This is a genomic window from Streptomyces sp. NBC_00569, from assembly GCF_036345255.1.
Classification (GTDB): Bacteria; Actinomycetota; Actinomycetes; order Streptomycetales; family Streptomycetaceae; genus Streptomyces.
The window spans coordinates 3,563,575-3,586,346 of sequence record NZ_CP107783.1; the positions used below are offsets into that span (position 1 = coordinate 3,563,575).

The window sequence follows — 22,772 nt, forward strand, 5'->3', positions numbered from 1 at the left end:
AACTTCAGAAGCCCTGGTGGCAGGCATCGTTCAAGTATTGAACGGGAACCTGTGATTGATCTTGGAGCTGACGCTGGAGCCGATACAGCACCGGTGACCGGGATCCGGCGGGGACGGTGATCGGTCACCGGACGGACCCGCGTGCGGCTAGCGCAGCCGCTGACTGATGACCTTCGACACACCATCACCCTGCATCGACACCCCGTAGAGCGCGTCGGCGACCTCCATCGTGCGCTTCTGGTGCGTGATCACGATGAGCTGGGAGGCCTCCTGGAGCTCCTGCATGATGCGGATGAGCCGCTGGAGGTTGGTGTCGTCGAGTGCGGCCTCGACCTCGTCCATCACGTAGAAGGGACTCGGCCGTGCCTTGAAGATCGAGACGAGCAGCGCCACCGCGGTCAGGGAACGCTCGCCCCCGGAGAGCAGAGACAGCCGCTTGACCTTCTTGCCCGGAGGGCGGGCCTCCACATCGACGCCCGTGGTGAGCATGTTGTCGGGATCGGTCAGGATCAGCCGTCCGTCGCCGCCGGGGAAGAGCCGGCCGAAGACGCCCTCGAACTCCCGGGCCGTGTCCCGGTACGCCTCGGTGAAGACCTGCTCGACGCGCTCGTCAACTTCCTTCACCACCTGAAGGAGATCGCTCCTCGTCTTCTTCAGGTCCTCGAGCTGCTCGCTGAGGAACTTGTGGCGCTCCTCCAGCGCGGCGAACTCCTCGAGAGCCAGCGGATTCACCTTCCCGAGCTGCTGGTACGCCCGTTCGGCTGACTTGAGCCGCTTCTCCTGCTCCGCGCGCACGAACGGCCGCGGCTGGTTGCGGGGGTGCTCGGGGTCGTCGGGCAGTTCCTCGCCCTCTGCCGGGAGCGAGGGCGGTACGGGCTGCTGCGGCCCGTACTCCGCCACGAGTCCCGCCGGTTCGACACCGAGTTCCTCCAGCGCCTTGGCCTCCAGTTGCTCGATCCGCAGCCGCTTCTCGGCGCCGAGCACCTCGCCCCGGTGCACCGAGTCCGTCAGCTTGTCGAGCTCCGCCTTCAGGTCCCGGCCCCGGGCCCGCTCGGCGACGAGCTCCCGCTCCCGCTCGCCCTTGGCGCTCTCGGCGGACGCCCGCTCCTGCTCGGCCCGCCCGACCGAGACCTCCACATGGGCGAGGAGCTGCCGGGCGCCGAGGGCCACTGCCTCGGCCACGGCCGCCTCGTGGCGCAGCCGGGAGCGCTGCCGCTCCGCACGCGCGCGTGCCTCGCGCTCCGCACGGGCCGCCCGGTCCAGCGAATCGGCGCGTCCGGCAAGGCCCTTCACCCGCTCCTCGTGCGTACGCGCCTGGAGCCGGGCCTCCATCTCTGTCTGGCGGGCATTGGCCCCGTCGGCGGCGAGCCGGTCGCGTACCGCGGTGTCCGGCTCCTCGTCCGCCGGCATCTCCTCGGCGACGGCGAGCCGTTCGGCCAGCTCCTCGACGTCCTGTACGGCCTTCTCCAGCGCGTCCTGCGCCTTGGCGGCCGCGGCGGCGCTGCGCTCAGCCTCCCCGGCGGCGCCCCGCGCCTGTCCGGACAGCCGGCCGAGCTGCTGCGCCACGGACGACTTCTCCCGGTCGGCGGCCCGGCGCCGCTCCCCCAGCTCCTCCACGAGCGCGGCGGCCTCCGCGCGCCGCGCGACCGCGCTGTGCTGCGTCTCGGCCAGTTCCTCGCACCGCACCCCGAGTTCGGTCAGCTCGCCCGCGGCCTCGTCGACGGAGGCCTGCACCTCGAGAAGACTGGGCGCCCCGGCCGAGCCGCCCTGGGCGAAGTGCGCCCCGAGCAGGTCCCCTTCGGCGGTGACCGCGGTCAGGTCGGGCCGTGCGTAGACGAGATCCTCGGCATCCTCGAGCGTCCCGACGACCACGATCCCCCGCAGCAGCCGCCGCACGGCAGGCATCAACTCCGAGGGTCCCCGCACGAAACCGGCCACGAGCGGCGGCCCGTCCCCGCCCCGCGAGGGCCGTCCCGGGTACGCACTCCCGACGCCACCGGCCCCGTCACCGTCACCGGCCGCCCTGGCCGCCGAAGCACCCCTCGCGGCATGGGCCACCCCACCGTCACCACCGGCCTCAGGCCCACCGTCCGCTGACCCGCCACCAAGAGGCCCTCCGCCGGGAGGCGACCCCTCAGCCGACGACGCGGGCACGCCCCCGGCCACACCGGACGCGTCCTCCTCCCCCGCCAGCAGCAGTGCCGCGCGCCCCGCGTCCTGTTTGCGCAGGAGGCGGATCGCTTCCGCGGCGGAGGCGGGCGTGGTCACGGCGATGGCGTCGGCCGCGGCACCGAACGCCGCGGCGACCGGGACCTCGAAGCCGGGGGTGACGGAGAGCAGTTCGGCCGCGGGGCCGAGCACTCCCGTCAGGCGGTCGCGGGCGCCGAGCAGCGCGCCGGTGCCGTCCTTGCGACGCAGCCCGAGCGCGAGGGCGTCGTGCCGGGCCGAAACCGCCGCCCGCTTGCGTTCCGCGGACGTCAGGGCCTCCCGGGCCGCCGTCAGCGCGGACTCCGCGTCGGCGAGGGCGGCCCTGGCCGCGTCGTGCCGGTCCCCGAGCTCCGCGTCCCCGGCGTCGAGCCCGTCGACCTCGGCCTTGAGCTGCCCGTACTCCTCCTGCGCCGCGACGGCCCGCTCCCGTGCCTCGTCCCGCGCGGCGGCAAGTCGGTCGATCTCGGCCTGCGCCGCGGCGGCCCGCGAACGGGCGGCGTTGACCTGCCCGTTCAGCCGCGCGAGCCCCTCGCGCCGGTCGGCGATGGCCCGGGCGGCGTCCTTCAGCCGGCGCTCCTCGGCCGCCAACTCCCGTTCCAGATCGGCCCGGTGGGCCACCGTGTCGTCGAGGGCGCGCTCGGCCGCTTCGAGGGCGGCCTCCAGTTCGGCCTCCTGCTCGCGGATCCGGGCGGCCTCGCGTTCCATGTCCTCGGGGTCGCGCCCGCGCCGTTCCTCCGCGGGGGCGGACATCGCGCTCTTGACCCGCGCGTCGGCCAGCGAGACGGTGCCGCGTACCCGCTCCGCCAGCTGCGACAGCTCGTACCAGGTCTGCTGGGCACGCTGGAGCCGCGGCGTGAGCTGCCGGACCTCGGCCTCCAGGAGCGCCTCGCGCTGGAGTGCCTTCTTCAGCTCGGCCTCGGCGGCGTCCTTGCGTTCCTTGAGCGCCGCCTCGTCCTCGACCTCGGCGCGCAGCGCACCTCGCATGCGTACGAGGTCGTCGGCGAGGAGCCGCAGCCGCGCGTCGCGGAGGTCGGCCTGGATGACGGCGGCGCGGCGCGCTACGGCGGCCTGGCGCCCGAGCGGCTTCAACTGCCGCCGCAACTCGTCCGTCAGGTCCTGCACGCGTGCGAGGTTGGCCTGCATCGCGTCCAGCTTCCGCAGCGCCTTCTCCTTGCGCTTGCGGTGCTTGAGGACACCGGCGGCCTCTTCGATGAAGGCGCGGCGCCCCATCGGGTCGGCGTGCAGCACGGAGTCGAGCTGGCCCTGGCCGACGATGACGTGCATCTCACGCCCGATACCGGAGTCGGAGAGCAACTCCTGGATGTCGAGCAGCCGGCATGTGTCGCCGTTGATCTGGTATTCGCTGCCGCCGTTGCGGAACATGATCCGCGTGATGGTGACCTCGGCGTACTCGATGGGCAGCGCGCCGTCGGAGTTGTCGATGGTCAGCGACACCTCGGCGCGGCCGAGCGGCGGGCGCCCGGTCGTGCCGGCGAAGATGACGTCCTCCATCTTGCCGCCGCGCAGCGACTTCGCACCCTGTTCGCCCATGACCCAGCTGAGGGCGTCCACGACATTGGACTTGCCCGAGCCGTTGGGGCCGACGACGCAGGTGATGCCCGGCTCGAACCGCAGTGTGGTGGCCGAGGCGAACGATTTGAACCCGCGCAGGGTCAGGGCCTTGAGGTGCACGCCGCCGGACTCTACCCGCCGCGTGTGTCTCACTCCATGAACCCGCGGTTTCACCCAGGAAAGTGCAGGGCACATCAGACGTTAAAGAAAGACGTCGACGCGCGGAGCATTGACGGGGCATTCGAGTGAGCGCGGTACGGGGCGGCGCATGCGGAGCGAAAAGTCAGAAAGAAGGGACGCGAAAGCGTCCCTTGCAGATCTGAGAAATCTGATCAAGCGGCTTGATGAAAGGGCTGCCTGACCACTGGTGTCGTGTGCGGGATGTGGTCAGGTGAGCGCAGGCTCCGCCTGGGGTACGTCGATGCTCTCGAGGAGCGAGTCGTGAGAAGCGGCAGCCGCGAGCGCGTCGTTCTCGGACTGGATCCGAACGAGTTCGGACTCAAGGTCCTGGACGCGCTGCTGGAGCCGTCGCATCTCGGCGAGGAGTCGCGGGTCGGAACCGCCGACGTAACCGAGAAGCGCCTTTGCCATGATGGATGGTCCTCCACAATGAGTGACCGACCGAAGCGGTGTGGGTCGTGAGGGATTCGCACCCGCGGTGCTTGGCACTCGTTGTCTTGCTGCCGTTCATACATGCCAAACAGCTAAGGTGCGCGGGGCTTCCAGAGTCTCACCAAAAAGTTTGACGGTCAACACGATCACAGCCCGTATTGGCGGGTGCGCCCGGGGGCTCGGCACCGTGAAAACTCCGGCGCGGCCTCACTTCGGGCCCCTGGGGGCGTGGAGATCATCCTTACTTTGCGAGCCTGCCACGACAAGCCCTTATTGGCAACCACCAGGTCATTCATGCCCGGCACAGTTGCCCGGGGCATGTCACGAACGCCTCTCGGGGCCCTGGCCTGCGCGTCCTTCTCAGCGAATGGCGAAGTCGGCATATCCGCCGCGCGGGGCGTCCCAGATCTCCGTGACTCCGGCGACCCTCCCGGGTGTGTCGCCGTCGCGGAGCCAGTCGAGAAGGCCCTGGCAACTCTCGCGCGGCCCCTCCGCCACGACCTGGACCCGGCCGTCGTCCAAATTGAGAGCAAAGCCACTCAGGCCGCCGATCTCGAGGGCCTTGGCCCGCGTGAACCAGCGGAAACCCACACGTTGGACGCGTCCGCGCACCCAGGCGGTGATGCGTACGTCTTCGTTCATAGGGGCACGCTAACCGGCCAATTGCACTCGGAGCACTTCGCCCCCTTGCGCCTTGGGGTACCGTCCCGGACCACTGCGCCTCACTCGAACGGGTGAGTCACATTGACCACAGCGAGGACGAGGAAGGCCACAAGATGGGACGCCACCGACGCTCCGACGCCGGCCGCGCCGCCACGGGTCGCGCCACGAACAGCACGGCCGGTTCGTATGCCGGGCACGACGGTACGCACGAGGCCGGGGGGACCGGCGCGTACGACGGCGCGCACGAGGACAGGTACGCCGCCGACGGATTCACCGGCCCGTACGGCACGGCGAACGGCGACCCGGGCCGGGCCTTCGACGACACCTACCCGGGCGGGCCCCGGGCCGTGTACACACCCTCCGGGAGCCCGGGCAGCGGCTCGCACCGCCGCAGGAACCGCGTCGCCAGGCCGGTGCGGACGGGACTCGTCGGAGTCTCGGCCGCCGTGGCGATGGGCGCCGTCGCGGTGACCTCCGGGGTGATCCCCGGCCTGGACAACTACTCGCTGGGCGGCGGCGACGCCGACAAGGTGCGTGCCGCCGACTCCCCCTCGGGGCTCCAGACTCAGGGCGGGACGGACGGCAGCGCCGACCGCGCCCCGTCCTCCGCGAGCCGCAGCTCGGAGCGCTCGGGCTCTCCTTCCGCTTCCCCTTCACAATCTTCGTCGAAGCCTTCTTCCACCCCGTCGAAGAAGGCGTCACCGAGCAAGTCCTCCAGTTCCGGTTCTGACGGCAAGGCGACCTCGCCGAGGACCGCGACCCCGTCGAAGACCGCCACCACGAAGCCGAAGCCCCCGGTGGCCGCGCCCAGCCTGAAGGCCCCGTCCGGCGAGGCGTCGGCCGAGGCCCAGGTGCTCGCGCTGGTCAACACCGAGCGGGCCAAGGTCGGCTGCAGCCCGGTGACCGCGGACAGCGGCCTCGCCTCCCTCGCCGGGAACTTCAGCGCGGACATGGCGGCGCGCGGCTTCTTCGACCACACGGACCCGGACGGTGCAACGCCCTGGGACCGCGCGAAGAAGGCCGGTATAACGGACCTCGGCGGCGAGAACATAGCCCGCGGCCAGGCCAACGCCCAGTCCGTCATGGACTCCTGGATGAACAGCCCCGGCCACCGCGCGAACATCCTCAACTGCGACTACAAGACGCTGGGTGTCGGCGTGCACTTCGGGTCGGGCGGCCCGTGGTGGACGCAGGACTTCGGCTTCTGACGCCGGGAACGCGCACTAACCATGGGTTAGCGCACCCCTGAGGTTCGCGCTGTGCCGGAGTACGCTTGCCGCATGGAATCGAGCGGCGGCGACCTCGCGTACGACGTGTTCTCCCGGCAGTGCCCGTCCCGCGGCACCCTCGAGCACGTGACGGGCCGCTGGGGTGCGCTCACGCTCGGGGCGCTGCACGAGGGCAGCTTCCGCTTCAACGAACTGCGGCGCCGGGTGGACGGCGTGAGCGAGAAGATGCTGTCGCAGACCCTGCACGCACTGGAGCGCGACGGCCTCGTGCACCGTGAGGCCCAGCCGACCAACCCGCCGCGCGTGGACTACGAGCTGACGCCGCTCGGGCGCGAGATCTCCGAACGGCTGCTGGCCCTCATCCAGTTCGTCGAGGGCCGGATGGACGACGTGCTCGCCTCGCGTTCCCGCTACGACGCGGACGGGGCGCGCGGCGGGCGCTGACAGCGCGGGCAGAAGTAGCTGGAACGGTTCATCCAGGGGCGCCGGCGAATGATCGTGCCACAGCGCCGGCAGGGCTCGCCCTCGCGCCCGTAGGCGTCGAGCGAGCGGTCGAAGTAGCCGGACTCGCCGTTCACATTCACGTAGAGGCTGTCGAAGCTGGTGCCGCCGACGGCGAGGGCCGCGTTCATCACGTCCCGTACGTGGCCGAGGAGTTCGGCCGTGCGCGGGCGCGTGAAGCCGGTGGTCGGACGCTCGTAGTGGAGCCGCGAGCGCCAGAGCGCCTCGTCCGCGTAGATGTTGCCGACGCCGCTGATCAGGGACTGGTCGAGCAGGGCCCGCTTGATGGTCGTACGGCGCCTGCGCAGCGCCTCGTGGAACGCCGCGTCGTCGAACTTCGGGTCCAGCGGGTCGCGCGCGATGTGCGCGATGACGTCCGGCAGCCCGTCGGGGCCCGTCTCGTGCAGCGAGAGGCCGCCGAAGGTGCGCTGGTCGATGAAGCGCAGCTCCGTACCCAGGTCGTCGGCGAAGCGGACGCGGATGCGCAGATGCTTCTCGTCCGGCGCCTCGGCCGGCTGCACCAGGAGCTGTCCGCTCATGCCGAGGTGCGCGAGGATCGCGCCACCCGTCGGCTCCAGCGGAAGCCACAGATACTTCCCACGCCGCTCGGGTACGCCGATGCGCTGGTCCTTCAGCCGGTTCGCGAAGTCCTCGCCGCCCCCGAGGTGACGGCGCACGGCGCGCGGGTGCAGGACCTCCACGTCGGCGACGGTGCGGTGGGCGACCCAGCGCTCGAGTCCGCGCCGTACGACCTCGACCTCGGGCAGCTCGGGCACGTTGTCTCCTTGTGAGGGCTCTGAAAGCTCAGATGCGAAACGAACGGTGCCGACCGTCCCTCAGGACGGTCGGCACCGGACAGTTCGGATGCGGGCGTCAGGCAGACGCCGAGGAGGAGTCGGCGTTCCCCTCGGCTGCCACGGTGGCGTCGACGGCATCAGCCGTCTTCGCCGCCTCGGCGCGCTCGTCGGCAGCCGCGCGGATCGCGCGCCATGCCGATTCAGCGGCCTGCTGCTCCGCTTCCTTCTTGCTGCGGCCGGTGCCGGTGCCGTACGAGACGCCTCCGACGCGGGCGGCAGCAGTAAAGGTCTTCTCGTGGTCGGGGCCGGTCTCCGAGACCAGGTACTCGGGAACGCCGAGCCCCTCGGTCGCGGTGAGCTCCTGGAGACTGGTCTTCCAGTCCAGGCCCGCACCCAGATTCGAGGACTTCTCGATCAGGGGATCGAAGAGACGGTGGACGAGTTCGCCCGCCGCGTCCAGACCCTGGTCGAGATAGACGGCGCCGATCACCGCTTCAAGCGTGTCGGCGAGGATGGACGCCTTGTCCCGCCCGCCCGTGCCCTCTTCGCCCCGGCCGAGCCGGATGAAGGAGCCCAGGTCGAGCCCACGGCTGACCTCCGCAAGTGCACGCGAATTGACCACCGCGGCCCGCAACTTGGCCAGCTGGCCTTCGGGCAGGTCGGGGTGGGTGGTGTACAGCGTGTCCGTGACGACGAGGCCGAGCACGGAGTCCCCGAGGAACTCGAGCCGCTCGTTCGTCGGGAGACCGCCGTTCTCGTACGCGTACGAGCGGTGGGTCAGTGCACGCACCAGAAGGGCGGACTCGAGCTTGTACCCGAGCCGCCCTTCCAGAAGCGTGTGGGACGAGGCATTGTCCGTCTTGTTCGACTCAGACATTGCGCCTCTCACCAGCCGCTCAGACCTCGAGGACCTGGCGCTTGTTGTAAGTGCCGCAAGCCGGGCACGCGATGTGCTGCAGCTTGGGCTCGTGGCAGCGCTCGCACGCAACCAGGGTGGGGACCGCAGCCTTCCACTGCGACCGGCGGTGGCGCGTGTTGCTGCGCGACATCTTCCGCTTCGGAACAGCCACGGCTACTTCTCCTGCTTCTCGTCGACGCCAGCTTCGGCGCCGCTCATCTCGTCCTTCTCGCCGTCCTGGATGGTCCCGGCGAGTCCCTGCAGTGCCGCCCAACGGATGTCGACGGCGTCGTGGTGGTGGTCCGGATCGTCCGCGAGCCGAGCTCCGCACTGGGAGCACAGACCCGGGCAGTCGTCCTGGCACACCGGCTGCATCGGCAGTGCGAGCACCACCGCATCACGCAGCACAGGCTCGAGGTCGAACAAGCCGTCCTCGAGAAAGAGCATGTCCTCGTCTTCCTCGGCGTCGTCGGCCGGTTCCGCGGTGCGGCCCCGGTCGTCGGCGTCAGGGTACGAGAACATCTCCTGGAAGTCCGCGTCGACCTCGAGGCCGAGCGGCTCCAGACACCTTACGCACTCCCCCTGAGCCGATGCACGGGCGGTGCCTGTGACAAGCACCCCTTCCATGACCGACTCGAGGCGGACCTCGAGCTCCACCGGCGCGCCTTCCGGCACTCCGATGACCCCTTCGATACCGAAGTCCTTGGGGGCGTCGACCGTGCGGGTCAGCCGCTGCTGGGCACCAGGACGCCGTCCCAGCTCGTGCGTATCGAACACGAGAGGGTTGCGGTGGTCGAGGTGCGTACTCAGGGCTGGTCCTGCTTTCGGTCTTCGATGCTCAGGTTGTTCAAGCTGCTCAAGGGGATCGCTGTCCCGAATGAACCCGGGCAGCTGTGATCGCGGACGTACGCGCGACCGAAGAACCAGGATACTGGACCTTTCGCTCACGGCCCAATCCGGAGTCAGCGTCCCTGTTCGTACTGCCTCAGCTGCTCCGTGCTGATCATGCTCGTGTCGAAGAGGCTGGTCTCGTCGAGCGCCGCAGGCTCGTGCGCCGCCTGCGGCTGCGCATAGCCCGCCTGGGCCTGGTCGTAGCCCTGCTGCTGGTGCTGCTGGTAGGCGTACGGGTCCTGCTGCTGGTACGCGTACGGGTCCTGCTGGTACACCGCGTACGGGTCCTGCTGGCCGTAGGGCTGCTGCTGGTAGCCGTACATGTCCTGCTGCGGGTCCTGCTGCTGGGCGTACACCGGCTGCTGGGTCTGCTGGGCCGGGATCTGCGGGGCCTGGGGGATCTCCCGCTCCGGCTCGGCGGGGGCGTTGCCGATCTCCGCGAGACCGGCGAGGTAGTCGGCGTCGCTGGTGTGCTGGGCGCCCGTGCCGTCGCCGAGGGTGCCGAGCTCGTCGCTGGCGACCCGGCCCTGGAGCGTGTGCCGGCCACGGCCGACCGCCTCCAGGGTCTTGGCGAGGACCGCCTCGAAGGCGCCGAGCTTCACGTCGACGTACGAGTCTGCGTCGCGGCGCAGGGTCTCGGGGTCGTGGCTGCGCTCAGGGGCGTCCTCGTCCTCGTAGCCCTGGTCGTCGACGCCCGGGCCGGTGCCGAGGAGCTTCTCGCGGCCGCGGCCCACGGAGCCGAGGGTCTTGGTGAGGACGACCTCGAAGTTGGCGAGCTTGGAGTCGACGTAGTCGTCGGCCTCCGCCCGGATCTCCTCGGCCTCCTTGCGGGCCTCGGCGAGGATCCGCTCCCCTTCGTCCTGGGAACGGCGCGCGACCTCGGTGTCGGAGATCAGCGAACCGCGCTCGGCGTGCGCCGTCTCGATGATCCGCTCGGCCTCCTGGCGGGCCTGCTCGACCATCTGCGCGCGCCCGCCGATCAGCTCCTCGGCCTGCGCGAGGGAGCCGGGCAGTGCCTGGCGCACCTCTTCGAGCATCGCGAGCAGGTCGGCGCGATTGACCACACACGAGGCCGACATGGGCATGGACCGGGCATTGCCGACCGCGGCGACGATCTCGTCGATCTTCTTCTGCACGTCCACCGTGTGCTCGCCACTCTCTACAGGGGTGTTGGAGACGGACGGAACGACTGTACGGCCAACTGGCGCCCTGATGTCACTTCTTGGGGAGGCGCTGGGTGAGCGCCTCGAAGACCACCGGCGGCACCAGGTGGGAGACGTCGCCGCCCCAGGCCGCGACCTCCTTCACCAGGGACGAGGAGAGGAAGCTGTACGTCGGGTTGGTGGGGACGAAGAGGGTCTCCACGCCCGTGAGGCCGTTGTTCATCTGGGCCATCTGCAGCTCGTAGTCGAAGTCGCTGACGGCGCGCAGGCCCTTCACGATGGCCGGGATGTCGCGCTGCTTGCAGAAGTCGACGAGCAGTCCGTGGAACGACTCGACCTCCACGTTGCCGAACTCGGCGGTGACCTCGCGGATCAGCTCGATCCGCTCCTCGATCTCGAAGAGGCCCTTCTTCGACTGGTTGATCATCACCGCGACGTGCACGACGTCGTACAGCTTGGACGCTCGGCCGATGATGTCGAGGTGGCCATTGGTGATGGGGTCGAACGACCCCGGACAGACGGCGCGGCGCAACGTGAGTTCCTCGCTCTCCGGTCCGGTCACGGTGCTTCCTCGCACGTGACGGTGCTCTTCAGGGCGGCGCGACCGTACCAAAACGTTCCCTCGCCGTAGCGACGGGACCTCAGTGCCTCAAATCCGTCCGGCCACGGGAAAACACCGCCCCTGGTGCTTCGCTCCACGGTGACGAGCGCTTCGTCCGCGAGCCAGCCCCCAGAGGCGAGTGTGAGCAGAATCTCCCGAAGATCGTCGTCCGGGACGACATACGGAGGGTCGAGAAAGACCAGGTCGTACGGGGTGGCAGGGGCCGGGCCCCGGACGATCTGTTCCGCTTTGCCCGCTCTGACCTCGGCGCCGGGGAGGCCGAGGGACTTCACGTTCTCGCGGATGGTGCGGACCGCGCGGGCGTCGGCCTCCACCAGGAGCGCGTGCCCCGCGCCGCGTGACAGCGCCTCCAGGCCCACGGCGCCCGAGCCGCCGTACAGGTCGAGCACGCGCTCGCCGTCCAGCGGGCCGCCGCCCAGCAGTGACTGCCAGGTGGAGAAGAGGGCTTCGCGCGCCCGGTCGGACGTGGGGCGGGTGCCGTTGCCCGGCGGGACGGACAGGCGACGTCCGCCGGCCCGGCCGGCGATCACGCGGGTCATCTGAGTCCTAGTGGAGAAGGGGCTGAAGGGACGTGCGGGGACCTCCAGTTTGTCAGCCCTTGTCGAGGTACTGCTCGCGCTCCTCGTCCAGGAGCGCGTCCAGGGCCGTGCGCAGGCCCGGCAGGTGCTCCAGGTCCGGGTCCGCGGCGACGACGGCCGTCGCCTCCTGGCGGGCCTCGGCGATGATCTGCTCGTCCTCGATGACGGCGAGCATGCGCAGGGACGAGCGCACCCCGGACTGGGCCTGGCCGAGGACGTCGCCCTCGCGGCGCTGCTCCAGGTCGATACGGGAGAGCTCGAACCCGTCGAGCGTGGCGGCGACGGCGCCGAGCCGGGCGCGGGCGGGGCTGGCCTCCGGCATCTCGCTGACCAGGAGACACAGGCCCGCCGCCGAGCCACGGCCGACGCGGCCGCGCAGCTGATGGAGCTGGGAGACGCCGAAGCGGTCGGCGTCCATGATCACCATGGCTGTGGCGTTCGGCACGTTCACCCCGACCTCGATGACCGTGGTCGCGACCAGGACGTCCGTCTCGCCCGCGGCGAAGCGGCGCATCACGGCGTCCTTGTCGTCGGGCTGCATCCTGCCGTGCAGCACCTCCACCTTCAGCCCGCGCAGGGCGCCGTGGGCCAGCTCCTCGGCGACGTCCAGGACGGCGAGCGGAGGCCGCTTCTCGGCCGCGTCCTCGGCGGACTCCTTCTTGGCCCCCTTGCCGCCCTTGCCCTTCTTGCCCTGCTCCTCCTCGTCGCCGATGCGGGGGCAGACGACGTACGCCTGATGCCCGTTCTCCACTTCCTCGCGTACGCGCTCCCAGGCGCGCGCGAGGAAGTGCGGCTTGTCGGCGGCGGGCACGACATGGGTGGCGATCGGCGAGCGTCCGGCGGGCAGCTGATCGAGGACGGAGGTCTCCAGGTCACCGAAGACCGTCATCGCGACCGTACGGGGAATGGGGGTGGCCGTCATGACCAGCAGGTGCGGGGGCTGCTTGCCCTTGCCGCGCAGGGCGTCGCGCTGCTCGACACCGAAGCGGTGCTGCTCGTCGACGACGACCAGTCCCAGGTCGTGGAACTGGACCTTGTCCTCGATCAGGGCGTGCGTCCCGATGACGATGCCCGCGTCGCCCGTGACGAGGTCGAGAAGGGCCTGGCGGCGGGCCGCGACGCCCATGGAACCGGTGAGCAGAACGACCTTGGTGGAGTGCTCGGAGCCCCCGAGCATCCCGCCCTCGGCGAGCTCGCCCATCATCTCGGTGATGGAGCGGTGGTGCTGCTGGGCGAGGACCTCGGTCGGCGCGAGCATCGCGGCCTGTCCGCCCGCGTCGACCACGGCGAGCATGGCGCGCAGGGCGACCATCGTCTTTCCGGAACCCACCTCTCCCTGGAGCAGGCGGTGCATCGGGTGCTCGGTGGCGAGGCCGTCGAAGATTTCCTTGGAGACCTTCTGCTGACCGTCGGTGAGGGTGAAGGGGAGCTTCGCGTCGAACGCCGTGAGCAGACCCTCGGGGCGGGGGACGCGGGCCACGGCGGGCAGCTGCGCGTCGGCGAACCTCCGCCTGGCCAGGGCGACTTGGAGGACGAACGCCTCGTCCCACTTGAGGCGGGCGCGGGCGTCGGCGATGTCCGCCTTGGTGTGGGGCCGGTGGACCTTCAGGAGTGCCTCGGGCAGCGGGACGAGGCCGCGGCCCTCACGCAGCGAGTCCGGCAGGGGCTCGAGGGCCTCCTGGGCGCTGGGCAGCACCATGTCGACGGCCTTCGCGATCTTCCACGACTCCAGCTTGGCGGTGGCCGGGTAGATCGGGAGGAGGGCGCCGGCCCAGGAGCCGATCGCCTCGTCGGCCTCGCCGGCGTCCAGGGCGTCGGCCCGCAGCAGCTCGTACGCCGGGTGCGCGAGCTGCATCTTGCGGTTGAAGACGGAGGCCTTGCCCGCGAACATCGCGCGCGTGCCGGGCAGGAGGTCCTTGTGCGGCTTGTGGATGCCCCGGCCGAAGAAGACCAGCTGGAGCTGGCCGCTGCCGTCCGTGATGGTCACTTCGAGGCGCTGGCCGGTGCCCCCGCTGAACTTCAGGATGCGGGCGCTCGCGACCTGGGCGACCACGGTGACGTGCTCGTCGAGGGGCAGGTCGGCCAGGCGGGTGAGCTCGCCGCGCTCCGCGTATCTGCGCGGATAGTGGTGGAGCAGGTCACCGACCGTGTGCAGGTCCAGGTGCTCGGCCATCACCTTCGCGGTGGCGGGTCCGAGCGCTTTCTTCAGCGGTTCTTCGAGCGCGGGCACGGAATTCATTTCACACCATGGCTCTGACATCGACGGCTCGCGATCCCGTGATCCTCGACTCCGAGCGTCGGCAGAGCTCTGGAGTCGCGGCGTGCCTTTCAGGCAACGGGCAGGGCTTGTCCGTCATGCATCCGCGTCAGCGGACGGGTGAGAAGCCATCGCGTCCACGCGACGGCGGAGTCACTGCACACCACGCCACTTATTCTCAGGCTCGTCGACAGGTCACGCTCTCACTCGACACCGATGAGCATCAGAGCGGAGTTCCGTCCGCCCCGGTACACCACGGTGTCGACGGCCAGGTACGTCTCGCGTACGTGCCGTTCGAGCCGGTCGGCGACCTCGTCGGGCACCTCGTCGCCGAGGACGAGGGTGACCATCTCGCCGCCCGCCGCCAGCATCCTGTCGAGGGTCGTACGGGCCGTCCGCGTCACCTCTTCGCCGATCACGGCGACGTCCCCGTCGATGAGGCCGAGGAAGTCCCCGGCCTGGCAGATGCCGGCCATCGTCCACGACTGCCGCTCCGCGACGGCCAGTTCGGCGTAGCGGGTCGCGCCGGCCGCCGACGTCATCGCGACGACGTCCTCGTCGAAGCGCCGCTCCTTCTCATGGACGGCGAGCGCGGCGATGCCCTGGATCGCGGACCGGGTGGGGATGAGGGCGACCCGCACGCCTTCGGTGCGGGCCTGCTCGGCCGCTGCCGCGGCGGTGTGACGCAGCTCGGCGTCGTTCGGCAGGAGCACCACTTCACGCGCGTGCGCCCGGCGGATCGCCTCGACCAGTTCACCGCTGCCGGGCGCCTCGCCGGGCCGCTCGGGTACGACGGTGGCGCCCGCCTCGCTGTACAGACCGGCGAGCCCTTCTCCGGGGACCACGGCGACGATCGCGCGCTGGGCGCGTTCCCCGGTCGGCGCGGAGCCGGACGTGGGGTGCGTCGTATGGGCGTCGCCGACGGCGAAGTGCGTGATGCGGATGCGGTACGGGCGGCCGGCCTCGACGCCCGCCTCGACGGCGGCGCCCGCGTCGTCCACGTGCACATGGACGTTCCACAGTCCGTCGCCGCCGACGACCACGAGGGAGTCGCCGAGGCCGTCGAGCCGGGTCCGCAGCCGCGCCACGGCCCGGTCGTCGGCCTCCAGGAGGTAGATGACCTCGAAGGCGGGCCCTTCGCCGTCCGCGCAGTCCAGCGACTGGTCGGCGGTCACGCGCGCGTGGTGCACGCCCCGGCCGGCCGGAGGTGCCACCGGGTCGCCCGAGAGCGCCTCGGTCAGCGCGCCGAGTACGGCCACGAGCCCGCGCCCGCCCGCGTCCACGACGCCCGCGCGCCCCAGGACCGCGAGCTGTCCCGGAGTCGCGTCGAGCGCGGCACGGGCACCGTCGTACGCGGCGCGGGCCACGTCACCGCAGTCTCCGGAGTGAGCGTCGGCGGCGTCGGCAGCGGCGGCGGCCACCGTCAGGACCGTGCCCTCCACGGGGTGCGCGACCGCCTCCCGGGCGGACTCGGCGGCTCGGCGCAGTGCGTGCCGCAGGCTGTCACCGTCGGCATTCTCGCTGTGATCCGCCTCACCTCCGGCGTCGGCCGCGAGGACCTGGGCCATGCCGCGAAGGAGCTGCGCGAGGATTGTTCCGGAGTTTCCGCGGGCCCCTATCAAGGCTCCGTGAGCCATCGCGTGGACGACGTCGGGCAGCGCGGGCGGTGCGGGTTCGAGGCCCGTGAAGACCGCTTCCACAGCTTGTACCGCGGACTCGACGGTCAGGTACAGGTTGGTGCCTGTGTCTCCGTCCGCCACGGGATAGACGTTGATCGCGTCGATCTCCTCGCGGTCCCGCCCGAGCGCCTCCAGGGCCAGTGCGCACCAGGCGCGCACCGCGTGGACGTCGAGCACCTGCGGCACCTGCGCCTCCTAGAGCAGCCGAACTGGCATCGCAGCGTAGACCCCGGAGGGGGTCCCTCCGGAAGAGGGCCCGGGACGGCAACCGGGGCAACCATGGTAGTTTCGTTCTACCGAAGCAGCCGTTGTATGCTGCTCCGGTTGCCCGATATCCATCGGGCCTTCCCCTGGCACCGCCACTCAGATCCTCCGATCCGATCCCGGCATGCCGGGATCAACCGTAAGTGCATCTGAAGTCTTGGAGTGACCCGTGGCTGCCAACTGCGACGTCTGCGGCAAGGGGCCGAGCTTCGGCAACAACATTTCGCACTCGCACCGCCGTACGTCCCGTCGCTGGAACCCGAACATCCAGCGTGTACGTGCAGTGGTCGGGCGGACGCCGAAGCGGCTCAACGTCTGCACCTCGTGCATCAAGGCCGGCAAGGTCTCGCGCTGACGTAACGCGTAGCGCGGCCACCTAGCTGGTTGCTTGAAGGACCGGTCCCCTCGGGGACCGGTCCTTTTTTATGCCGTCTCATGCCGTCGCCATGCCTTCTGCCTTCTCCATGCCGTCCTCATGCCAGGAGGAGTCCCGAGGGCTCTCGTGCCGGCAAGTGCCAAGGCACAGACCCGGGATGCTCCCCGTAACCCCTGCCACAATCTGACCAATGCGCTTCGGCATCCTCGGCCCCCTCGACGTACGCGCCCCCGACGGCACCCCGTTGGACCCCGGCGGTCCGCGTCCGCGGGCGTTGCTGACGCTGCTGCTCCTGGAGGCGGGCCGGACCGTCACGGCGGAGCGCCTGATCGACGGCCTGTACGGGGACGAGCCGCCGGCCGGCGCCGCGAACGCGCTGCAGTCGCAGGTCTCACGGCTGCGCAAGCGGCTCTCCCTCGACATCGAGGCCACTCCGGCGGGCTACCGGCTGGCCGTCGGCCCGGACGACGTGGACGTGCACCGCTTCGAGCGGCTGGCCGCCGAGGGCGAGCGTGCCCTCACGGCCGGGGATCCTTCCCAGGCAGCCGCCCTCCTCGGGGAGGCGCTCGGTCTCTGGCGCGGTCCCGCCCTCGCCGACCTGCCTGCCGCCTTCGGCGGCCGTCTCGACGAGATCAGGCTCACCGCCGCGCAGACCCGTATCGAGGCGGAACTCGCGCTCGGCTCGGGTGGCGGCCTCGTCCCCGAGCTGCGGGAGCTGATCGCCGCCCATCCTCTGAGCGAACGCCTCTACGGTCAGCTGATGCGCGCCCTCCACGCGGACGGGCGGCCCGCGGAGGCGCTCGCCGTGTACGAGGAGGTGCGGCGCGTCCTCGCCGACGAGCTGGGGGCCGATCCGTCGGCGGAACTCTCGGGGCTGCACGTGGAACTCCTTCGGGGGCGGGAGCCCGCGCGCGGGCGGGGCGTTCCCGCGCAGCTGACCCGGTTCGTCGGGCGGACCGACGAGCTCGCGCGGATCGACACCTTGCTCGCCCGGGCGCGGCTCGTGACGCTGACGGGGCCGGGCGGGGCGGGCAAGACCCGGCTCGCGGCCGAGGCCGCGCGGGACAGGGCCGACGTGTGCTGGGCGGAGCTGGCACCTCTCGCCGGCGGGGAGCAGGTGCCGTACGCGCTGCTCGCGGCGCTCGGGGTGCGTGAGGGGTTCCGGGGGCCTCAGGGGGATCCGGTCGAGCGGCTGATCGACGCGCTGGAGGGGCGCGAGGTGCTGCTCGTGCTCGACAACTGCGAGCATCTCGTCGACGAAGCGGCCCGCACCGCGGGCGTGCTGCTCGGCGCGTGTCCCGGGCTGCGCGTCCTCGCCACGAGCCGGGAGGCGCTCGGTATCACCGGTGAGGCGCTGTGCCCGGTGCCGCCACTCGCGGCCGGACCCGCGGCGCGTCTGTTCATGGACCGGGCGGCCGCCGTACGGCCCGATGCCGATCTCCACGCGCGCGTGGAGGCCGTTCACGGGATCTGCGAGGCCCTCGACGGGCTGCCGCTGGCGATCGAACTCGCCGCGGCCAGGCTGCGCACGCTCACCGTGGACGAGCTCGCCGACCGCCTGGGCGACCGCTTCCGGCTGCTGTCGCGCGGCGACCGCACCAAGGCGCCCCGGCACCGCACGCTGCGCGCGGTCGTCGAGTGGAGCTGGGAGCTGCTCGACGAGGAGGAGCGGGATCTCGCGCGGCGGATGGCCGTGTTCGCCGGAGGGTCGTCCGGGGGTGCGACGCTCGCCGCGGTCGAGGCCGTGTGCGGGGTGCCGTATCCGGAGGACCTGCTGGCCTCGCTCACGGAGAAGTCCTTCCTGGAAGCGGCCGGTGGGCGCTACCGGATGCTTCAGACGATCCGCGCGTTCTGCGCCGAGCACCTGGCCGACGAGGGCGAGCTGACGCGGCTGCGGGACGCGCACGCCGCGTACTTCCGGGGGGTGGCGGCGCGGGCCGAGCCGTATCTGCGCGGCGGCGGGCAGTTGCCGCGGCTGGCCGCGCTCGGGGCCGAGCGGGACAACCTGTCGGCGGCCCTGCGCCACCTCGTGCGCGCGGACCCGCGCGCGGCGCTGCGGCTGATGGCGGACCTGTCCTGGTTCTGGCGGCTGCGCGGGCTGCACGGCGCGCATGTGCCGCTGGCCCGCGAACTGCTCGCCGCGCTCGGGGACGAGCCGCCGGAGGACCTTGCCGAGGAGTACGTCCTGTGCGTGATCAACACGGTCTCGGGCGACGGGAACGACCCGCGCGAACCGGAGCGCCTGGCCCGCGCGGAGGCCGTGCTCGCGTCCCGGGACCACGCGCTGCGGCGGCCGTTCGTGGTGGTCCTGTGGTCGGTGGCGTACGGGCCGCAGTACGCCGTGCAGGAGCGAGTGCGCCGGCAGGTCGGAGAAGCGCCCTGGGGACTCGCGTTGCTCGACGTCGGGCTGGGCTTCCAGGAGTGGTTCACGGGGCGCCCCGACACGTCGGAGCAGCATTTCGAGCGGGCGCTCGCCGGATTCCGGGCGACCGGGGACCGGTGGGGCATGGCCAACTGCCTTGATCCGCTCGGCATGTTCGCGGACTGGCGCGGCGATCGGGAGCGGGCCCTGACGCTGCTCGACGAGGGTCTCGCGCACGTGGCCGCGCTCGAAGCCCCGGAGGAGACCGCCGATCTGCTGCACCGGCGCGCGTACGTACTGCTTCACCAGGGCCAACTCCGGGACGCCGCGGACCACTTCACTCGGTCGGCCGCGATGGCCCGCACGGCGGCCGTCCCCGACAAGGTGGCGAGCGCGCGGCGCGGACTGGGCGATGTGGCACGGATCGGCGGGGACACGGAGCACGCGCGCGTGCACTACGAAGCGGCTCTCGAACTGTGCGCGGCGAACTGGTTCAGCGTCGGCGAGACCGTGCGGACCCTCATCGGCCTGGGCCGCATCGCGCTCGCCGCGTCACGGCCCGACGAGGCGCGCGACTGGTTCGAGCAGGGCGTCGCGCTCTGCGACGGGCCCACGCGCGCCCTCGAACTCGCCGATGCGGCCGAGGCGTTGGCGTGCGTGACACAGGATCCGCGCGAAGCCGCGGTGCTGCTCGGGGCCGGTACGGGCCTGCGCGGGCTCGCGCTCGTGGGAGACCCGGACGTCGCCCCCGTGGAGGCGCGGGTCCGTGCGGCGCTCACTCCGGAGACGTACGAGAAGGCGTTCGAGGAGGGCCGGGCGATGCGGTCAGCGGCGGTCAGCCGACGGTAAGCGGGTGGTCAGGGGCGCCCGCGAGGCTCGGGGACATGAAGAACACACACACCCCGTACGCGTCGACCCGGCTGTCCCACCTCGACGTCCTGGTCTCCGGCGCCAGCGTCGCCGGTCCCGCCGTCGCCCTCGCCCTGTCCCTCCACGGAGCCCGCGTCACCGTAGTCGAGAAGGCCCCCGCCCTGCGCGAGGGTGGATTCGCGGTCGACTTCCGCGGCTGGGTGCACCGCACGGTCCTGACCGCCCTCGGCATCCACGACGACATCCACGCGCGCCAGACCCGCATGGGCCGCCAGACGGTCGTCGACGCCGACGGCACCCCGCGCGTCGATCTGCCGGCGGAGCTGATGAGCGGCGACGTGGAGATCTTCCGCGGCGACCTCGCCCACATCCTGTACGAACACAGCAAGGACGCGGTGAAGTACGTCTTCGGTGACTCGATCGCCACCCTGACCGAGGACGACCGCGGGGTCGACGTCACGTTCGAGCACGCGGCACCCCGCCGCTTCGACCTCGTCGTGGCGGCCGACGGGCTGCACTCCCCCACCCGCCGCCTCGTGTTCGGCGACGAGTCCCGCTACCTGCGGTTCCTCGACCACTACGTGGCCGGCTTCGGCATCCCCAACCACCTGGGCCTCGACCGCACCGGCCGGCTGTACAGCGACCCGGGCCGGGCGGTCTCCGTCAGCAACTACGACGGTGACCCGGACCGCGCGGGCGCGCTCCTGGTGTTCCGCTCCGAACCCCTCGACCACGACCGCAGGGACGTGGACCAGCAGAAGCGGATCCTCGCGGAGCGGTTCGCGGGGATGGGCTGGGAGGCGCCACGGGTCCTGGAGGCGCTGGAGGACGCGGACGACCTGTACTTCGACGCCATCGCGCAGATCCACGTCGAGCGGCTCACCAAGGGCCGCGTGGTCCTGCTCGGCGACGCCGGGTACGGCGCCACGATGGGCGGCATGGGCACCGGCGTCGCGATCGTCGGCGCGTACGTCCTGGCGGGTGAACTGGCCCTGGCCGGCGGCGATCACCGCACCGCGTTCGCCGCCTACGAGGCGCAGATCGGGGACTTCGCGAAGGGCTGCCAGAAGATCTCGGGCAACGCGGGCCCCTTCTTCGCCCCGCCCACCGAGCGGAGGATCCGCAGCCGCGACCGGATGTACCGGCTGCTCAGCTCCCGCCTGATGGCCGGGTTCTTCAAGCGCCTGACGGAGAAGGCCGCGACCGCGATCGACCTGAAGGACTACCCGGCCCTGCTGGGCGCACCGGCCGCGGCGGTACGCGGCCGGTGAGCCCGTCAGCCCTCCACGTCCCCGAAGTGGTCCCAGCCGCCCTTGTTCGTCCACGGGGCGCCGTCGACCGTCACCTGGGGCAGCGCCGACGGGTTGAGGACCTCGCCGATCACCTTCCAGCGGGCGGGCAGTTTCACGTCCGGCGGGAACGTGGCCACGATCGCGTGGTCCTCTCCCCCGGTGAGCACCCACTGGATCGGGTCGACGCCGACGGCCTGCCCGATGTCGTTCATCTGCGAAGGCACGTCGACCTTGCCGGACTTGATGTCGATACGGACCTTGCTGGCCTCCGCGATGTGCCCCAGGTCGGCGATGAGGCCGTCGCTGACGTCGCACATGGCCGTGGCGCCGAGCCCGGCGGCCGCGGGGCCCGCGTGGTACGGCGGCTCGGGCCGGCGGTGGGCCTCGACGAAGGCACGGGGCGAGCGGAAGCCGCGCGAGAGGACCGCGTGCCCGGCCGCGGACCAGCCGAGCCAGCCGGTCACCGCGACGACGTCGCCGGGCTGCGCGCCGGAGCGCGTGACCGGCTCGTGGTTGCGCATGTCGCCGAGCGCGGTGATCGCGACGGTGATGGTGTCGCCGCGTACGACATCGCCTCCGACGACGGCGGCGCCCGCGACCTGGCACTCGTCGCGCAGGCCGTCCATCAGCTCGTTCGGCCAGCTGGCGGGGAGTTCGGCGGGGACCACGAGGCCGAGCAGGAGCGCGGTCGGGACGGCGCCCATGGCGGCGATGTCCGCGAGGTTCTGCGCGGCCGCCTTGCGCCCGACGTCGTAGGCCGTGGACCAGTCGCGGCGGAAGTGCCGCCCTTCGAGGAGGATGTCCGTACTCACGACGACCCTGCGGTCCGGCGCGGCCACCACGGCCGCGTCGTCGCCCGGGCCGAGTCGTACGGCCGGGGTGGTGGTGAGCCGGGAGGTGAGCTCTCGGATGAGCCCGAACTCTCCCAGCTCGCCGACGGTGCCCTTCATGCGCGTACTGCCCCTTCTGCCCCGGTCCGCTTGCGGTCGCGAGCCGTCTCTGTCATAGGTACGGTCATTGTCATCGGCGGGGCCGTCCTGTGGACCGGTGCCCGCCGTACGTCAGTCGCAGTGTGTACGCCACAGTCACCGCGGGTCTCCCCGCGGCGAGCGGCGACGCGATACCGTGGCGTCTCTTCTCCCCACATGATCCTCGTGGCCGCCCTGGAGGTTCCGTGGTACAGGCGTACATCCTGATTCAGACCGAAGTCGGCAAGGCGTCGACCGTAGCCGAGCTGATCGGCAAGATCCCGGGGGTGATCCAGGCCGAGGACGTGACAGGTCCCTACGACGTCATCGTGCGCGCACAGGCCGACACAGTCGATGAGCTCGGCCGCATGGTGGTCGCCAAGGTCCAGCAAGTGGACGGCATCACCCGCACCCTGACCTGCCCGGTCGTGCACTTGTAGCCCCCGTCTAACCTTGGCCGGTGAACTTCTTCCGTCACCGGCCCCGCCTTGCCACCGGGCTCCCCGCCCTGGCCCTGCTTGTCGCCGTCTCGGGCTGCTCCTCAGCAGACGACACGGCACACGCAGCGGTTCCCACCCCTGACGCCAAGGTCACGGACCTGTGCCGGAACCTGCACAAAAGGCTTCCGGACACGGTGGACGGGCACGGAAGGAACGACCCCTCTCCGCGGTCCGAGCTGACCGCGGGGTGGGGAGATCCGGCGATCATACTGCGCTGCGGTGTCGCGCGGCCCGCGCTGATGGACGACCCCCAGGCTCTGCCGGTGAAGGTGAACGGCGTGGGCTGGGCGTACGAGAAGCGGGACGACGGCACGCAGGTGCTCACGACGACGCTGCGGGTCGCCTACGTGGAGGTCACCCTGCCCAAGGAGCTGGCCGCCGAGGGGGCCTCGCCCCTGGTCGACTTCGCCCAGCCCGTCAAGAAGGCGATCCCCGAAGGGATCGCCGACTGACCTGCGCGGATCGGGTCG

Annotated in this window: 20 protein-coding genes; 7 read left to right on the forward strand and 13 right to left on the reverse strand. The window is 71.3% G+C overall.

Annotated elements, in window-relative coordinates:
• Nucleotides 1-147 precede the first annotated feature (147 nt).
• From OHO83_RS15920 to OHO83_RS15930, 3 genes are all read right to left on the reverse strand, one after another.
• On the reverse strand, nucleotides 148-3,900 hold the full coding sequence (locus OHO83_RS15920; protein WP_330279622.1) for an AAA family ATPase: 3,753 nt from the start codon (nucleotides 3,898-3,900) through the stop codon (nucleotides 148-150).
• Between the two features lie 267 nt (nucleotides 3,901-4,167).
• Nucleotides 4,168-4,371 (reverse strand): hypothetical protein, encoded by a 204-nt coding sequence (locus OHO83_RS15925; protein WP_100595048.1) that lies wholly within the window; start codon nucleotides 4,369-4,371, stop codon nucleotides 4,168-4,170.
• 381 nt (nucleotides 4,372-4,752) lie between these two features.
• Nucleotides 4,753-5,034, reverse strand: a complete 282-nt coding sequence (locus OHO83_RS15930) for an acylphosphatase (protein ID WP_330279623.1) — start codon at nucleotides 5,032-5,034, stop codon at nucleotides 4,753-4,755.
• A 134-nt stretch (nucleotides 5,035-5,168) separates the two neighbouring features.
• Here OHO83_RS15930 and OHO83_RS15935 point away from each other — a divergent pair, with 134 nt between their 5' ends.
• Together OHO83_RS15935 and OHO83_RS15940 are read left to right on the forward strand one after the other, a co-directional pair.
• Nucleotides 5,169-6,263 carry a CAP domain-containing protein gene (locus OHO83_RS15935; RefSeq protein ID WP_330280782.1) on the forward strand — a complete coding sequence of 365 codons (1,095 nt, stop codon included), beginning with the start codon at nucleotides 5,169-5,171 and terminating at the stop codon, nucleotides 6,261-6,263.
• A 72-nt stretch (nucleotides 6,264-6,335) separates the two neighbouring features.
• On the forward strand, nucleotides 6,336-6,728 hold the full coding sequence (locus OHO83_RS15940) for a winged helix-turn-helix transcriptional regulator (RefSeq protein WP_330279624.1): 393 nt from the start codon (nucleotides 6,336-6,338) through the stop codon (nucleotides 6,726-6,728).
• Here the strand turns inward: OHO83_RS15940 and mutM are convergent.
• From mutM to OHO83_RS15985, 9 genes are all read right to left on the reverse strand, one after another.
• Nucleotides 6,695-7,561 carry a bifunctional DNA-formamidopyrimidine glycosylase/DNA-(apurinic or apyrimidinic site) lyase gene (gene mutM, locus OHO83_RS15945; RefSeq protein WP_330279625.1) on the reverse strand — a complete coding sequence of 289 codons (867 nt, stop codon included), beginning with the start codon at nucleotides 7,559-7,561 and terminating at the stop codon, nucleotides 6,695-6,697. The two genes, OHO83_RS15940 and mutM, sit on opposite strands and share 34 nt — an antisense overlap.
• Before the next feature lie 97 nt (nucleotides 7,562-7,658).
• Nucleotides 7,659-8,459: a ribonuclease III gene (gene rnc, locus OHO83_RS15950; RefSeq protein WP_266674579.1), complete on the reverse strand. Its 801-nt coding sequence runs from the start codon at nucleotides 8,457-8,459 to the stop codon at nucleotides 7,659-7,661.
• 19 nt (nucleotides 8,460-8,478) lie between these two features.
• Complete coding sequence (rpmF, locus tag OHO83_RS15955) at nucleotides 8,479-8,652, reverse strand: 50S ribosomal protein L32 (RefSeq protein WP_006139588.1); 174 nt, start codon at nucleotides 8,650-8,652, stop codon at nucleotides 8,479-8,481.
• A gap of 2 nt (nucleotides 8,653-8,654) precedes the next feature.
• On the reverse strand, nucleotides 8,655-9,290 hold the full coding sequence (locus tag OHO83_RS15960) for a YceD family protein (RefSeq protein WP_266676663.1): 636 nt from the start codon (nucleotides 9,288-9,290) through the stop codon (nucleotides 8,655-8,657).
• 152 nt (nucleotides 9,291-9,442) lie between these two features.
• Entirely contained in the window at nucleotides 9,443-10,513 is a 1,071-nt protein-coding gene (locus OHO83_RS15965) for an ATP synthase F0 subunit B (RefSeq protein WP_330279626.1), read from the reverse strand.
• 73 nt (nucleotides 10,514-10,586) lie between these two features.
• Nucleotides 10,587-11,066 (reverse strand): pantetheine-phosphate adenylyltransferase, encoded by a 480-nt coding sequence (coaD, locus tag OHO83_RS15970; RefSeq protein ID WP_199841845.1) that lies wholly within the window; start codon nucleotides 11,064-11,066, stop codon nucleotides 10,587-10,589.
• Nucleotides 11,067-11,092: 26 nt separating this feature from the next.
• Entirely contained in the window at nucleotides 11,093-11,695 is a 603-nt protein-coding gene (rsmD, locus tag OHO83_RS15975; RefSeq protein ID WP_116509421.1) for a 16S rRNA (guanine(966)-N(2))-methyltransferase RsmD, read from the reverse strand.
• 52 nt (nucleotides 11,696-11,747) lie between these two features.
• On the reverse strand, nucleotides 11,748-13,973 hold the full coding sequence (gene recG, locus OHO83_RS15980) for an ATP-dependent DNA helicase RecG (protein ID WP_266674576.1): 2,226 nt from the start codon (nucleotides 13,971-13,973) through the stop codon (nucleotides 11,748-11,750).
• Nucleotides 13,974-14,194: 221 nt separating this feature from the next.
• On the reverse strand, nucleotides 14,195-15,856 hold the full coding sequence (locus OHO83_RS15985; protein WP_266674575.1) for a DAK2 domain-containing protein: 1,662 nt from the start codon (nucleotides 15,854-15,856) through the stop codon (nucleotides 14,195-14,197).
• Nucleotides 15,857-16,103: 247 nt separating this feature from the next.
• Here OHO83_RS15985 and rpmB point away from each other — a divergent pair, with 247 nt between their 5' ends.
• From rpmB to OHO83_RS16000, 3 genes are all read left to right on the forward strand, one after another.
• A complete protein-coding gene (rpmB, locus tag OHO83_RS15990) occupies nucleotides 16,104-16,289 on the forward strand; it encodes a 50S ribosomal protein L28 (protein ID WP_003951095.1) in 186 nt (61 codons plus the stop codon).
• Between the two features lie 211 nt (nucleotides 16,290-16,500).
• Nucleotides 16,501-19,521, forward strand: a complete 3,021-nt coding sequence (locus tag OHO83_RS15995; RefSeq protein ID WP_266674573.1) for a BTAD domain-containing putative transcriptional regulator — start codon at nucleotides 16,501-16,503, stop codon at nucleotides 19,519-19,521.
• A gap of 35 nt (nucleotides 19,522-19,556) precedes the next feature.
• A complete protein-coding gene (locus OHO83_RS16000) occupies nucleotides 19,557-20,813 on the forward strand; it encodes an FAD-dependent monooxygenase (protein ID WP_266674571.1) in 1,257 nt (418 codons plus the stop codon).
• 5 nt (nucleotides 20,814-20,818) lie between these two features.
• On the opposite strand, the gene OHO83_RS16005 is transcribed toward OHO83_RS16000, so the two are convergent.
• Complete coding sequence (locus tag OHO83_RS16005; RefSeq protein WP_266674569.1) at nucleotides 20,819-21,784, reverse strand: thiamine-phosphate kinase; 966 nt, start codon at nucleotides 21,782-21,784, stop codon at nucleotides 20,819-20,821.
• 224 nt (nucleotides 21,785-22,008) lie between these two features.
• Here OHO83_RS16005 and OHO83_RS16010 point away from each other — a divergent pair, with 224 nt between their 5' ends.
• Both OHO83_RS16010 and OHO83_RS16015 read left to right on the forward strand, forming a co-directional pair.
• The gene (locus OHO83_RS16010; protein ID WP_016642988.1) at nucleotides 22,009-22,242 is read left to right on the forward strand and encodes an Lrp/AsnC family transcriptional regulator; all 234 of its coding nucleotides are present in this window, start codon (nucleotides 22,009-22,011) and stop codon (nucleotides 22,240-22,242) included.
• 20 nt (nucleotides 22,243-22,262) lie between these two features.
• Complete coding sequence (locus OHO83_RS16015) at nucleotides 22,263-22,754, forward strand: DUF3515 domain-containing protein (RefSeq protein WP_266674567.1); 492 nt, start codon at nucleotides 22,263-22,265, stop codon at nucleotides 22,752-22,754.
• Nucleotides 22,755-22,772 lie beyond the last annotated feature (18 nt).

Coding starts and splice junctions, on each gene's coding strand:
- OHO83_RS15935 (WP_330280782.1), top strand. CDS start 5,169: ATGGGACGCCACCGACGCTCCGACGCCGGCCGCGCCGCCACGGGTCGC.
- OHO83_RS15930 (WP_330279623.1), bottom strand. CDS start 5,034: ATGAACGAAGACGTACGCATCACCGCCTGGGTGCGCGGACGCGTCCAA.
- rnc (WP_266674579.1), bottom strand. CDS start 8,459: ATGTCTGAGTCGAACAAGACGGACAATGCCTCGTCCCACACGCTTCTG.
- OHO83_RS15925 (WP_100595048.1), bottom strand. CDS start 4,371: ATGGCAAAGGCGCTTCTCGGTTACGTCGGCGGTTCCGACCCGCGACTC.
- OHO83_RS15995 (WP_266674573.1), top strand. CDS start 16,501: ATGCGCTTCGGCATCCTCGGCCCCCTCGACGTACGCGCCCCCGACGGC.
- OHO83_RS16005 (WP_266674569.1), bottom strand. CDS start 21,784: ATGAAGGGCACCGTCGGCGAGCTGGGAGAGTTCGGGCTCATCCGAGAG.
- recG (WP_266674576.1), bottom strand. CDS start 13,973: ATGAATTCCGTGCCCGCGCTCGAAGAACCGCTGAAGAAAGCGCTCGGA.
- rsmD (WP_116509421.1), bottom strand. CDS start 11,695: ATGACCCGCGTGATCGCCGGCCGGGCCGGCGGACGTCGCCTGTCCGTC.
- OHO83_RS15940 (WP_330279624.1), top strand. CDS start 6,336: ATGGAATCGAGCGGCGGCGACCTCGCGTACGACGTGTTCTCCCGGCAG.
- OHO83_RS16000 (WP_266674571.1), top strand. CDS start 19,557: ATGAAGAACACACACACCCCGTACGCGTCGACCCGGCTGTCCCACCTC.